This window comes from Serratia sp. AXJ-M, assembly GCF_046531865.1.
In the GTDB taxonomy this organism is placed as follows: domain Bacteria; phylum Pseudomonadota; class Gammaproteobacteria; order Enterobacterales; family Enterobacteriaceae; genus Serratia; species Serratia liquefaciens.
The window spans coordinates 1,755,181-1,767,331 of sequence record NZ_CP059394.1 but is presented as its reverse complement, the minus strand read 5'-3'; the positions used below and the strand labels follow the sequence as shown (position 1 = coordinate 1,767,331).

The 12,151-nt window shown below is 56.1% G+C and carries 11 protein-coding genes; 8 read left to right on the top strand and 3 right to left on the bottom strand.

Annotated features, from left to right (window positions below):
- Nucleotides 1-105 precede the first annotated feature (105 nt).
- The gene (gene lrp / locus H0S68_RS08270; protein ID WP_004928318.1) at nucleotides 106-600 is read right to left on the bottom strand and encodes a leucine-responsive transcriptional regulator Lrp; all 495 of its coding nucleotides are present in this window, start codon (nucleotides 598-600) and stop codon (nucleotides 106-108) included.
- A 660-nt stretch (nucleotides 601-1,260) separates the two neighbouring features.
- Here lrp and trxB point away from each other — a divergent pair.
- The 7 genes from trxB to infA all read left to right on the top strand — a co-directional run bounded on the left by trxB (nucleotide 1,261) and on the right by infA (nucleotide 8,678).
- Nucleotides 1,261-2,232 carry a thioredoxin-disulfide reductase gene (gene trxB / locus H0S68_RS08265; protein ID WP_020826112.1) on the top strand — a complete coding sequence of 324 codons (972 nt, stop codon included), beginning with the start codon at nucleotides 1,261-1,263 and terminating at the stop codon, nucleotides 2,230-2,232.
- 80 nt (nucleotides 2,233-2,312) lie between these two features.
- A complete protein-coding gene (locus H0S68_RS08260) occupies nucleotides 2,313-3,200 on the top strand; it encodes a LysR family transcriptional regulator (protein ID WP_259216740.1) in 888 nt (295 codons plus the stop codon).
- A gap of 97 nt (nucleotides 3,201-3,297) precedes the next feature.
- Complete coding sequence (gstA, locus tag H0S68_RS08255; protein ID WP_187962600.1) at nucleotides 3,298-3,915, top strand: glutathione transferase GstA; 618 nt, start codon at nucleotides 3,298-3,300, stop codon at nucleotides 3,913-3,915.
- Nucleotides 3,916-4,091: 176 nt separating this feature from the next.
- Nucleotides 4,092-5,858, top strand: coding sequence for a heme ABC transporter permease/ATP-binding protein CydD (gene cydD, locus H0S68_RS08250; protein ID WP_128864111.1), 1,767 nt, complete (start codon nucleotides 4,092-4,094; stop codon nucleotides 5,856-5,858).
- Nucleotides 5,859-5,860: 2 nt separating this feature from the next.
- Nucleotides 5,861-7,597, top strand: a complete 1,737-nt coding sequence (gene cydC, locus H0S68_RS08245; protein WP_410529304.1) for a heme ABC transporter ATP-binding protein/permease CydC — start codon at nucleotides 5,861-5,863, stop codon at nucleotides 7,595-7,597.
- A 30-nt stretch (nucleotides 7,598-7,627) separates the two neighbouring features.
- Entirely contained in the window at nucleotides 7,628-8,353 is a 726-nt protein-coding gene (gene aat / locus H0S68_RS08240; RefSeq protein WP_410529303.1) for a leucyl/phenylalanyl-tRNA--protein transferase, read from the top strand.
- A 106-nt stretch (nucleotides 8,354-8,459) separates the two neighbouring features.
- On the top strand, nucleotides 8,460-8,678 hold the full coding sequence (gene infA, locus H0S68_RS08235) for a translation initiation factor IF-1 (RefSeq protein WP_002211347.1): 219 nt from the start codon (nucleotides 8,460-8,462) through the stop codon (nucleotides 8,676-8,678).
- A 202-nt stretch (nucleotides 8,679-8,880) separates the two neighbouring features.
- Here infA and clpA read toward each other — a convergent pair whose 3' ends face one another.
- On the bottom strand, nucleotides 8,881-11,160 hold the full coding sequence (gene clpA / locus H0S68_RS08230) for an ATP-dependent Clp protease ATP-binding subunit ClpA (RefSeq protein ID WP_020826106.1): 2,280 nt from the start codon (nucleotides 11,158-11,160) through the stop codon (nucleotides 8,881-8,883).
- Between the two features lie 27 nt (nucleotides 11,161-11,187).
- The gene (clpS, locus tag H0S68_RS08225) at nucleotides 11,188-11,508 is read right to left on the bottom strand and encodes an ATP-dependent Clp protease adapter ClpS (protein ID WP_020826105.1); all 321 of its coding nucleotides are present in this window, start codon (nucleotides 11,506-11,508) and stop codon (nucleotides 11,188-11,190) included.
- 359 nt (nucleotides 11,509-11,867) lie between these two features.
- Between clpS and cspD the strand changes: the two genes are divergently transcribed.
- On the top strand, nucleotides 11,868-12,089 hold the full coding sequence (gene cspD / locus H0S68_RS08220) for a cold shock-like protein CspD (RefSeq protein WP_004942590.1): 222 nt from the start codon (nucleotides 11,868-11,870) through the stop codon (nucleotides 12,087-12,089).
- Nucleotides 12,090-12,151 lie beyond the last annotated feature (62 nt).

The window sequence follows — 12,151 nt, the reverse complement described above, 5'->3', positions numbered from 1 at the left end:
TTCCTGTTAGCTGACATAGCAACAGCGCCGAGAAGCTTCCCCGGCGCTGAAACTGTATGGATAAACAGGAGTGTAACCAATTTAATCAGGTTTTGCACCTGCACCCTACCGTGTTTTGATAACCAGACGGTTGCTCTGTTTCACTTCTTCCATTACCACGTACGTACGGGTGTCGTTAACCCCCGGCAGACGCAGCAAGGTTTCGCCAAGCAACTTACGGTAAGCGGACATATCCGGCACGCGGGTTTTCAACAGATAGTCGAAATCACCGGACACCAGATGACACTCCTGAATTTCTTCAAGCTTCTGAACTGCTGAGTTGAATTGCTCAAACACATCCGGCGCACCGCGGTTCAGCGTGATTTCCACGAAGACCAACAGGGACGCATCCAGATAATGCGGGTTGAGCAACGCGGTATAACCATGAATAAAACCCTGGCGCTCGAGGCGGCGCACGCGTTCTAAACATGGGGTTGGGGATAACCCCACGCGCTTCGAAAGTTCAACGTTCGAAATACGCCCATCCTTTTGCAGTTCGTTGAGGATGTTGCGGTCGATACGATCGAGATCTTTACCCGGGCGTTTCTTATTGTCTGCCATTATTATTGTCTCTCTTATTTTCTTCCCTGCACTTGCCACACCCTAGCCAACGTCAATGTGTAAGGGCTCGTTCCAAGCGAAGACCCGATGCCTGTCATATGCTTCACTACCATCATTCACCGCTGTGCAGCCTGTCTGTCAAACTCTGCACAAGGTGTTTTAAGCAAGAAGAAAGGTGCCATTCGCTTGCGCGATGTTCCTCCCCTGCCGTACGCAGATCCGGCAACGGCGCAAAATCCTGCGCCAACGCCGCAAATACGTACGATTTACTGCAGGTGGGAGGATAATTTCTTCTTCCTATGATGTTTTCGCAAATGCGCAGCGGATTGTCAAAGTAAAAGAAGCAAAATCAGAAGAACGTACCGTCATGAAAAGTTAGCACCCCGTTTTTAGTTATGAATCGCTGGCTTAAAAACGCCGTGGGCAAGGCACTTAAACCCGCTTGATGTGCTGTTTCCGGCCGTTTGAGTGCCAAACGCCCGCAAGCGGCTTCCATAAGTTAAATTGCTGCGTTTTGCGCTCGCTTAAGCAGCAAAACAATAATTAATAGGCAATGACTATCAAACAAATCGTTAACAACATCCCCTGACGCTTTTTTTAATGCCGCATTTTCCCTACAATCGAATCCATTGTCCGCCATTGTGGGAAAAGAGGTTATTCATGGGCACGGCTAAACACAGCAAATTATTGATTCTGGGCTCCGGCCCGGCTGGCTACACCGCCGCGGTTTACGCAGCGCGCGCCAACCTGAGCCCGGTGCTGATTACCGGTATGGAACAAGGGGGTCAGCTGACCACCACCACCGAAGTGGAGAACTGGCCGGGTGATGCCGAAGACCTGACCGGTCCGGCGCTGATGGAGCGTATGCGTGAGCATGCAGAAAAATTCCAGACCGAGATCGTGTTTGACCATATCACCAGCGTTGATCTGCAGAACCGTCCATTCCGTCTGTTTGGCGACAGTGGCGAATACACCTGTGATGCGCTGATTATCGCCACCGGCGCATCAGCCCGCTATCTTGGCCTGCCGACAGAAGAAGCCTTCAAAGGCAAAGGCGTTTCCGCCTGCGCTACCTGCGACGGTTTCTTCTACCGTAATCAGAAAGTCGCCGTTGTAGGTGGTGGCAATACGGCAGTAGAAGAAGCGCTGTATCTGTCCAACATCGCGGCCGAAGTTCACCTGATCCACCGTCGCGACAGCTTCCGTTCAGAGAAGATCCTGATCAACCGGCTGATGGAGAAAGTGAAAAACGGCAATATCGTGCTGCACACCGACCACACTCTGGACGAAGTTCTGGGTGACGAAATGGGCGTTACCGGCGTACGCATTCGCAGCACTAAAGCGGAAAATGAAACGCGTGAACTGGCGCTGGCCGGCGTATTTATTGCCATCGGCCACAGCCCGAACACCAGCATTTTCGGTGGCCAGCTGGAGCTGGAAAACGGCTATATCAAGGTGCAGTCCGGCATTCACGGCAATGCCACCCAAACCACCATTCCTGGCGTATTCGCCGCTGGCGACGTGATGGACCACATCTACCGCCAGGCGATCACTTCCGCCGGGACCGGTTGTATGGCTGCGCTGGACGCAGAGCGTTATCTGGACGGTATTGCCGACGCAGAAGTTCTGTAACGGCACAGACTGTCACCCTGAAAAGCGGCTATTTATTAGCCGCTTTTTTTGTATCTCAAACATCATCAGGCGGGTCTTCGATGCAGAATCTTCTCCACTGGCGTCTGTTGGTTGCCGTAGCCGACAGCGGCAAGATCACCCTGGCGGCAAGTCAATGCGGCATGACACAGTCTGGCGCCAGTCAGGCTATCGCTCAGTTGGAAGAGGCGTTGAACACTCCGTTGTTGGTTCGGCTACCGCACAGCGTTACGCTAACGCAAAGTGGTGAACAGATTGTCAGCCATGCCCGCGCCATGCTGGCCGAACTCAATGCAATCCAACACTGCGCGCAGCAGGCGCAAAGTTCACACGCCGGCAAAATACGCCTGGCCAGTTTCCCTTCAGCATTTGCGCTGTTGTTACCCCCGTTGCTACGCAAATTTCACCGCCGCTTTCCCGCCATTGAACTGGTGCAGTTGGAAGGCACCGATCTGGAGGTCGAAAACTGGCTGGCATTAGAAGCTGCCGACGTGGGCATAGTGTTGAATCCGAAACCGGAACGGCAAAGCCACCCGCTGGGAAAAGACCTATGGCTTGCCGTGACGGCCACTGCTCATAAGCTTGCCAGAAACCGCCAGCCGATAGATTTCAATGAACTGGTCAAACAGCCGTTTGTCTTGGCTACCGGAGGTTGCCAGCTCAATGCTCAGTTGCTGGCGCAGCAGGCAGGTTTGGCGCTGACGGATGTCCGCGTCACCGTCAGTGACTGGAACACCGCGCTGACGCTGGTACGTGAAGGGATCGGCGTATCGCTGGTGCCCGCATCGGTGATACCGGCCGATACGCCAGGCATTTGCGCCCTGCCGCTGAGCGCGCCACTTTATCGCCATTTTGGCCTGGTTTGTTCATTCGCCGGTGCAAGCTCCGCGCCAGTGCAAACTCTGTTGCACTTTCTACAGGATCATTTGCCGTTGCCCGTCAGTAGCTGAGCTGATACCGGGTTTCTGAGATTCTAATTTTTCTGCCGGCGGCGCCGACGGCATTCTGACGGCCAAGCGATGTCGCTTTTGCCTCAGGAATATGCCGATGAAACTCTATTTTGCGCCCGATACCTGCTCCCTCTCGCCACATATCGTGCTGCGGGAATTGGATTTGCCGTTCGAACTGATCCGCGTCAATAACCGCACCAAGCGCAGCGCCGACGGCGGAGACTTTTATCGGGTTAATCCCAAAGGTTACGTCGCCGCGCTGATGCTGGACGACGGGCAGGTGATCACCGAAGGCACTGCCATCGTGCAGTATCTGGCGGATTTGCGCCCTGAGGCCGGGCTGGCCCCACCAAACTCGACCTTCGAACGGGTGCGCTTGCAGGAGTGGCTGAACTTCATTACCAGCGAGATCCACGCGGGATCCAGCCCGCTGTTCAACTCAACCCTGCCGGAAGAGGTCAAAACGCTGTTTCGCGACAAGCTGCGACCCCGCCTCGATTTTGTTGCTCAGACGCTGGACGAACCGGCGTTTCTATTGGGAGAAACTTTCAGCGTCGCGGATGCCTATCTGTTTACCGTACTGCGCTGGATGGATCAGTTTTCCATCGACCTAAAATACTGGCCATCGATAACCCGTTATATGTCGCTGATTAGCCAGCGCAGATCCGTGCAAACCGCCCTGGCGGCGGAAGCAGCCAGTCAAGCGGTGCCCTAATCCTGCTGTCGCGGTCTGTTATAGCGATATTTGACCGCTTTATTATTTTCAGTCTGCCGGGTGAAGAGGTAACATTGGCCTTCACTTGTTCGCTTCAGGTTGGGGCAAACACTTTTTTTAACAGTACGTTAACCTTGCCTGTAACAATAGGCGCCGGCGACGCAGACTCATATCTGATGAAAAAAACCAGACAGCAGCAATTAACCCGTTGGCTCAAAACTCAGAGCACCCTGGCGCAGCGTTGGTTGCGCCTTTCCATGTTGTTGGGGCTAATCAGCGGCATGCTTATTGTCGCTCAAGCATGGCTGTTGGCCGCCCTGCTCCACGCCCTGATTATCGAACAGGCGCCACGTGAACAGTTGATTGCGTCGTTTATCTGGTTGGCTGCCACCTTCGCGCTGCGGGCCGTGCTGAGTTGGCTGCGTGAACGCGTCGGCTTTATCTGCGGACAAGTGATCCGCCAGCGCATGCGCCAGCAGGTGCTGGATAAACTGCAACAACTCGGCCCCGCCTGGATCCAGGGAAAACCGGCCGGCAGTTGGGCCAGCATCATCGTCGAACAGATCGAGGATATGCAGGACTACTATTCCCGTTATTTACCGCAGATGTATCTGGCGGTGTTTATCCCGCTGCTGATCCTGATCACCGTATTCCCGATCAACTGGGCCGCCGGTCTGATTCTGTTGACCACCGCGCCGCTGATCCCCATGTTTATGGCGCTGGTCGGCATGGGTGCCGCCGATGCCAACCGACGCAACTTCGTGGCGCTGGCACGCCTGAGTGGTAACTTCCTCGACCGCCTGCGTGGGTTAGACACGCTGCGCTTATTCAATCGGGCGCAGGCGGAAACCGAGCAGATTGCCAAATCGTCTGAAGACTTCCGTAGCCGCACCATGGAGGTGCTCCGTCTGGCTTTCCTGTCATCGGCGGTGCTGGAGTTCTTTGCCTCCATTTCTATCGCCGTGGTGGCGGTCTATTTTGGCTTCTCGTTCCTTGGCGAACTTAATTTCGGCAGTTATGGCACCGGCGTCACGCTGTTTGCCGGCTTCCTGGTGCTGATCCTGTCACCGGAGTTCTTCCAGCCGTTGCGCGATCTGGGGACTTTCTACCACGCCAAGGCGCAAGCCGTGGGTGCCGCCGAAGCGCTGGAAACCTTTCTCAGCGCCGAGGGCGAACAAATGGGCAATGGCACACAAATCCTCGACGCCAATGCGCCGCTGGAGCTGCAAGCGCAGGATCTGGAGATCCTGTCGCCCAATGGCGTGCTGCTGGCCGGGCCGCTGAGCTTCACTCTGCCCGCCAACCAGCGCATTGCCTTGGTCGGGTTAAGTGGTGCCGGGAAAAGTTCGTTGCTGAACCTGCTGCTCGGGTTTTTACCCTATCGCGGTTCTCTGCGGATTAATGGTATCGAACTGCGCGAACTGGCCGCCGAAGGCTGGCGCCAGCAACTCGGCTGGGTAGGACAAAATCCGCACCTACCGGCGCAAACGCTGCGCGCCAACATACTGTTGGGCAATCCGCAGGCCAGCGAAGCCCAACTGCAACAGGCCGTGGAGGACGCCTATGTCGGCGAGATCCTGCCGTATCTGCCGCTGGGTCTGGATACCGAAGTCGGCGATAACGCCGCGCGCCTGTCCGTCGGGCAAGCGCAACGTGTGGCAGTCGCCCGGGCGTTGATCAGCCCGCGCCGTTTGCTGCTGTTGGATGAACCGGCCGCAAGTCTCGACGCCCACAGCGAGCGGCAAGTCATGCAGGCGCTGAATGCGGCTTCGCATCAACAAACCACGCTGCTGGTGACTCACCAGTTGGAAGATACCGAAGATTACGACCAGATTTGGGTAATGGAAGGCGGACACATCGTCCAGCAAGGTGATTACGCCACGCTGAGCGCCCATCCGGGTCTGTTTGCCAACCTGATCGCTCACCGCCGCGGGGATCTATAATCATGCGCGTTTTGCTGCCGTTCCTGGCGCTGTACCGTCGTCACAGCCTGCTGATTTGTCTGGGCATTCTGCTGGCCATCATCACGCTGCTGGCCAGTATCGGCCTGCTGGCTCTGTCCGGTTGGTTCCTCGCCGCCTCCGCCCTGGCCGGGCTGGCGGGCCTGTTTACCTTCAACTACATGCTGCCGGCGGCCGGCGTGCGTGGTGCCGCCATTTTCCGCACCGCCGGGCGCTATGCCGAACGGGTCGTCAGCCACGACGCCACCTTCCGCGTGCTGTCTCATCTGCGGGTCTTCACCTTTAAAAAGATCCTGCCGCTGTCGCCGGGAGGCATTGCCCGCTTTCGACAGGCCGATTTGCTGAATCGACTGGTGGCGGATGTCGATACGCTGGATCATCTGTATCTGCGGGTAATTTCACCGCTGGTCAGCGCCGCCGTGGTGATTGTCGTGGTGACTTACGGCCTGAGCTGGCTGGACGTTTCACTGGCCCTGACGCTGGGCGGCATCCTGCTGTTGCTGTTGCTGCTGGTGCCGCCGGTATTTTACGGTGCCGGCAAGCCGATTGGCGGCCAGTTGACCGCCCTGCGCGGCCAGTACCGTACCGATCTGACTGCCTGGCTTCAGGGCCAGGCTGAGCTGGTGGTATTCGGTGCCGTGGATCAGTTCCGCGCGGCTCTGGATGCCACTGAAAAACAGTGGCAGCGCCGTCAGTGGCAGCAAGCTTCGTTGGGCGGCATGGCACAGGCTTTGATGATCCTGGCCAGCGGCCTGACCGTGACGTTGATGTTGTGGCTCACCGCTGCCGGTATCGGTGGCGACAGCCAACCCGGCGCGCTGATTGCGTTGTTCGTGTTTGCCGCCCTGGCTTCGTTTGAAGCCTTGATGCCGGTAGCCGGCGCCTTCCAGCACCTGGGACAGGTGATAGCTTCCGCCACGCGGGTGAAACAGGTCATCGATCGACAACCGGAAGTGACCTTCCCTGCCGGTGGCCCAGCTGCCGAAAACGGTGCCATGCTAAGTCTGCAACAGGTCACCTTTACCTATCCCGGCCAGCCGCAGCCGGTGTTGCAGGACGTCACGCTGGAGATTACCGCTGGTGAACATATTGCATTGCTCGGCCGCACCGGGTGCGGTAAATCGACCCTGCTACAGCTGCTCACCCGCGCCTGGAACGCCGACAGCGGGCAGATGCTGCTCAACGGCCATCCCTTGGCCGCTTACGATGAAACCACGCTGCGTCAGATGACCACCGTCGTCAGTCAGCGAGTACACATCTTTAGCGATACGCTGCGCGAAAACTTGCGCATCGCCGCCCCAACGGCGACCGACGAACAGTTGCGCGAAGTGTTGCAGCAGGTCGGGTTGGACAAGCTGCTGGAAAACGAGGGGCTCAACGCCTGGCTGGGAGACGGTGGCCGACAGCTTTCCGGCGGCGAGCAGCGCCGTCTGGGCATTGCTCGCGCATTGCTGCATCAGGCGCCGCTGTTGTTGCTCGATGAGCCGACCGAAGGTCTGGATGCCGAAACCGAACAGCAGATCCTGGCGCTGCTGCGCCGACATTGCCAGGGAAAAACGCTGATCCTGGTGACCCACCGCCTGTATGGATTGGAACACCTTGACCGAATTTGCGTGATGGACGGTGGGCGCATCGTTGAGCAAGGCGATCACCTCAGCCTGATGCGTCAGCAGGGGCGTTATGCCCAGTTCCGTCAACGTATCAGCGGTATACCGCTGTAAAAGGGCCTGTAGAGGACGCTGAGACCTTATATGCGCATTGTTAAGCTGTCATCGCAGTCGCTGGTGTTCCCCTCTCCTGAGGGCGCACTGCGCGATCCTAACGGTTTGCTGGCTATCGGCGGTGATTTGACAGCGCCTCGTCTATTGGCTGCCTATGAGCGCGGCATTTTTCCCTGGTTTTCCCCCGGGGAGGCCATTTTGTGGTGGTCGCCCGACCCACGGGCGGTGCTGTTTCCTGCCGAACGCCATATCAGCCGCAGTCTGAAACGCTTTTTGCGCAGCAACCCCTTCCGCGTCACGCTGAATCACGACTTTGCGGCGGTGATCGCCGCCTGTGCCGATCGGCCGGAGGAAGGCACCTGGATTGGCCCGGAGGTGCAGCGCGCTTATCTGCACCTGCACCGCCTCGGTTTCGCTCATTCGATAGAGGTGTGGCAGGATGACAAGCTGGTGGGGGGCATGTACGGCGTGGCCCAGGGCGCCCTGTTCTGCGGCGAATCGATGTTTAGCCGTACCCCCAACGCGTCCAAATGCGCTTTGATGGCTTTTTGCCGTCATTTTGCCGCTTATGGCGGAGAATTGATTGACTGTCAGGTGCTTAACGCTCACACTGCCACGCTGGGAGCGAAAGAGATCCCCCGAAGACAATTTTTGCAGCAGCTCAGCCAACTTCAGCGCAAGCCATTAGCGTCAGAGTGTTGGGCACCGCAAGTGTTACCCCCACAGCAGGTTGAACCACCCTCCCCAACAAACTAATTTTGCGGAAACGGTGCAATGTTCGCCGACACTTCTTTACATAATGTGGGTTTTTCGGCATTATCTTGCCGGTTAAAAACTAAGGTAGTTAGACCTAGAGGATTCGATGGCCAAAGAAGACAATATTGAAATGCAGGGCACCGTTCTTGATACGCTGCCGAACACCATGTTCCGCGTTGAATTGGAAAACGGGCACGTGGTAACCGCACATATCTCCGGTAAAATGCGTAAGAACTACATCCGCATCCTGACGGGCGACAAAGTCACTGTAGAGCTGACCCCGTACGACCTGAGCAAAGGCCGCATTGTCTTCCGTAGCCGTTAATCGGCTCACTCGTCGCCAGCCGATGGCGGCACCGAGGATGTAATGCCTCCGGAGCCCTTTCCGTTTACCCCCGTAGCAACGTTCAACATCGAGTTGCGAGAGCGCAGGTAAACTGAGAGGGCTCAATCATTTCTGTTGTGGTGAAATTCACCCATAAAAAAAGCGATGCCGAAGCATCGCTTTTTCTTTATCTGACCCGGCCTTAGTGCACCGCACCTTCATCCGCTTTACGCATCGACGCGCTGAGGAAGTGGTAAGTCAGTTTCTGATTGTCCTTGTCCAGCTCGACTTTCACCGAACCGCCGTCCACCAGTGAACCAAACAGCAATTCGTTGGCCAGCGGTTTCTTCAGGTTTTCCTGCATCACACGCGCCATCGGACGAGCGCCCATTGCACGGTCATAGCCTTTCACCGACAGCCAGTCACGCGCTTCATCGCTCACTTCCAACGACACGCCCTTCGCATCCAGCTGCGCCTGCAGTTCGACGATAAACTTATCGACAACCTGCTGGATCACCTCGGTCGACAGATGGTTGAACCAAAGAATGTTGTCCAGACGGTTACGGAATTCCGGCGTGAACACTTTCTTGATCTCTTCCATCGCATCGGTGCTGTTGTCCTGCTGCACCAGACCAATCGATTTACGTTCTGTTTCACGTACCCCGGCGTTAGTAGTCATCACCAGGATCACGTTGCGGAAGTCCGCTTTGCGGCCGTTGTTATCGGTCAGGGTACCGTTGTCCATAACCTGCAACAACAGGTTGAACACGTCCGGATGCGCCTTCTCGATTTCATCCAGCAGCACCACCGAGTGCGGATGCTTGAGCACCGCGTCGGTCAACAGACCGCCCTGATCGTAACCGACGTAGCCCGGAGGCGCGCCAATCAGACGGCTGACGGTATGACGTTCCATATACTCGGACATATCAAAACGCAGCAGCTGAATATCCATCGCCTTCGCCAGCTGCACCGTCACCTCGGTTTTCCCGACGCCGGTTGGCCCGGCAAACAGGAAGGAACCGACCGGCTTGCGATCGTGCCCCAAACCAGCACGGCTCATCTTGATCGCTTCAGTCAGCGCTTCAATCGCCTGATCCTGCCCGAATACCAGCATTTTCAGACGATCGCCCAGACTTCTCAGTACGTCGCGATCGCTCGCCGACACGGTTTTCTCCGGGATACGCGCAATACGCGCCACCACAGATTCGATGTCGGCCACGTTGACGGTTTTCTTGCGTTTGCTTACCGGCATTAACCGGCTGCGGGCGCCCGCCTCGTCAATCACGTCGATAGCCTTGTCCGGCAAATGACGGTCGTTGATGTATTTCACCGACAGCTCGACCGCCGCACGCACCGCTTTGGCGGTATAACGCACGTCGTGGTGCGCTTCGTACTTGGTCTTCAGGCCGTTGATGATCTGAATGGTCTCTTCCGGCGTCGGCTCGGTAATGTCGATTTTCTGGAAGCGACGAGCCAGCGCGCGGTCTTTTTCAAAAATGTTGCTGAATTCCTGGTAAGTAGTGGAACCGATAACCCGGATCTTGCCGCTGGAGAGCAGCGGTTTAATCAGGTTGGCGGCGTCTACCTGCCCACCGGAAGCCGCACCGGCGCCGATGATGGTGTGGATCTCATCGATAAACAGAATGCTGTTCTTATCCTGTTCCAACTGTTTCAGCAGCGCTTTAAAACGTTTTTCGAAGTCGCCACGGTATTTGGTACCGGCCAGCAATGAACCGATATCCAATGAATACAGCGTGCAGTCCGCCATCACTTCCGGAACGTCGCCCTGCACAATGCGCCAGGCCAGGCCTTCGGCAATCGCCGTTTTACCGACGCCAGACTCCCCCACCAGCAGCGGGTTGTTTTTGCGACGACGGCACAGTACCTGAATAGCACGCTCCAGTTCAGGGTCACGGCCAATCAAAGGATCGATGCCGCCTACCCGTGCCAACTGGTTGAGGTTGGTGGTGAAGTTTTCCATACGGTCTTCCCCTCCGGACTGCTCTTCATTCACCGGGTTTTCCGCATTCGGCGCTTGGCCCGGCTCGTCTTTACGTGTGCCATGTGAAATGAAGTTCACTACGTCGAGACGGCTGACGTCGTGTTTGCGCAGCAGGTAAGCCGCCTGCGACTCCTGCTCGCTGAAAATCGCCACCAGTACGTTGGCGCCGCTGACTTCGCTGCGGCCGGAAGATTGCACATGGAATACCGCACGCTGCAGTACGCGCTGGAAGCTGAGCGTCGGCTGAGTGTCGCGCTCTTCTTCGCTGGCGGGCAGCGTCGGCGTGGTTTGTTCAATAAAGGCTTCCAGCTCCTGGCGTAACGCGGCCAGATCCACCGTACATGCCTCTAGCGCTTCTCGCGCGGCAGGGTTGCTGAGTAACGCCAGCAACAGGTGCTCCACGGTCATAAACTCGTGTCTGTGCTCACGCGCTCTGGCGAAAGCCATGTTGAGACTGAGTTCCAGTTCTTGATTGAGCATAAGCACCTCCCCAATAGTTGCCTAAATCTAGGCTTTTTCTAGCGTACAAAGCAACGGATGCTCGTTCTCCCTCGCATAACGGTTCACATGGACGACCTTGGTTTCCGCCACCTCGGCGGTAAAGACACCGCAGATCGCCTTGCCTTGATAGTGGACCGTGAGCATCAGTTGCGTTGCGCGTTCAATATCATAAGAAAAGAACTTTTGCAGAACGTCAATCACAAATTCCATCGGTGTGTAATCGTCGTTGTTAAGTATAACTTTATACATAGACGGCGGTTTTACCGCATCGATTTGTTTTTCCTCGGCCAAATGTTCGAAATTTAGCCAACCGTTGTTATTGCCCATCGCTGCTCATCTTCTCTGCTCTGTCCTTTAATATGGGGACAGGTTCCGGTTATTCAAAGTGGGGTATCATTACTATTTTATCATCTTCGCCATCATCCCGCCGCACTGGAACGTGCGCAAAAATCTCTGACGAATTGTTACCAAACAATGTCAAGATCGTTACCTGCTTCAAACTTTGATGAACTGCTCCCTGCCGACAAAAGCCGATCCCTTGACGTGATGATCATTTGCTCTAGAGTGTAAATTCGTGAGCTGGTGGTGTTTTAACCACTTTCAGGCTCATCTGCTACCTGCTTCTGGCGGGTGCGAATTCAGTTATTCATCTCACCTAAAAATAGCGTTGCGAGGGATGTAAAAGCATGGAGACGGGTACTGTTAAATGGTTCAACAACGCCAAAGGGTTTGGGTTTATCTGTCCTGAAGGCGGCGGCGAAGACATATTCGCCCATTATTCTACGATTAAGATGGATGGGTACCGGACACTCAAAGCCGGCCAGCAGGTCAGTTTTGATGTGCACCAAGGGCCAAAAGGGAACCATGCGAGTCTTATTGTGCCACTGGAAAGCGAGGCCCTGGCCTAACGCGCATCCACAGAGTCAGTTTGAAACACCCCGCTAAAAAATGCCAGCCGCCGTGTGACTGG

Excerpts from the sequence above, each read along its gene's own strand:
- lrp (WP_004928318.1), bottom strand. The coding sequence starts at position 600 with ATGGCAGACAATAAGAAACGCCCGGGTAAAGATCTCGATCGTATCGAC.
- trxB (WP_020826112.1), top strand. The coding sequence starts at position 1,261 with ATGGGCACGGCTAAACACAGCAAATTATTGATTCTGGGCTCCGGCCCG.
- H0S68_RS08260 (WP_259216740.1), top strand. The coding sequence starts at position 2,313 with ATGCAGAATCTTCTCCACTGGCGTCTGTTGGTTGCCGTAGCCGACAGC.
- gstA (WP_187962600.1), top strand. The coding sequence starts at position 3,298 with ATGAAACTCTATTTTGCGCCCGATACCTGCTCCCTCTCGCCACATATC.
- cydD (WP_128864111.1), top strand. The coding sequence starts at position 4,092 with ATGAAAAAAACCAGACAGCAGCAATTAACCCGTTGGCTCAAAACTCAG.
- cydC (WP_410529304.1), top strand. The coding sequence starts at position 5,861 with ATGCGCGTTTTGCTGCCGTTCCTGGCGCTGTACCGTCGTCACAGCCTG.
- aat (WP_410529303.1), top strand. The coding sequence starts at position 7,628 with ATGCGCATTGTTAAGCTGTCATCGCAGTCGCTGGTGTTCCCCTCTCCT.
- infA (WP_002211347.1), top strand. The coding sequence starts at position 8,460 with ATGGCCAAAGAAGACAATATTGAAATGCAGGGCACCGTTCTTGATACG.
- clpA (WP_020826106.1), bottom strand. The coding sequence starts at position 11,160 with ATGCTCAATCAAGAACTGGAACTCAGTCTCAACATGGCTTTCGCCAGA.
- clpS (WP_020826105.1), bottom strand. The coding sequence starts at position 11,508 with ATGGGCAATAACAACGGTTGGCTAAATTTCGAACATTTGGCCGAGGAA.
- cspD (WP_004942590.1), top strand. The coding sequence starts at position 11,868 with ATGGAGACGGGTACTGTTAAATGGTTCAACAACGCCAAAGGGTTTGGG.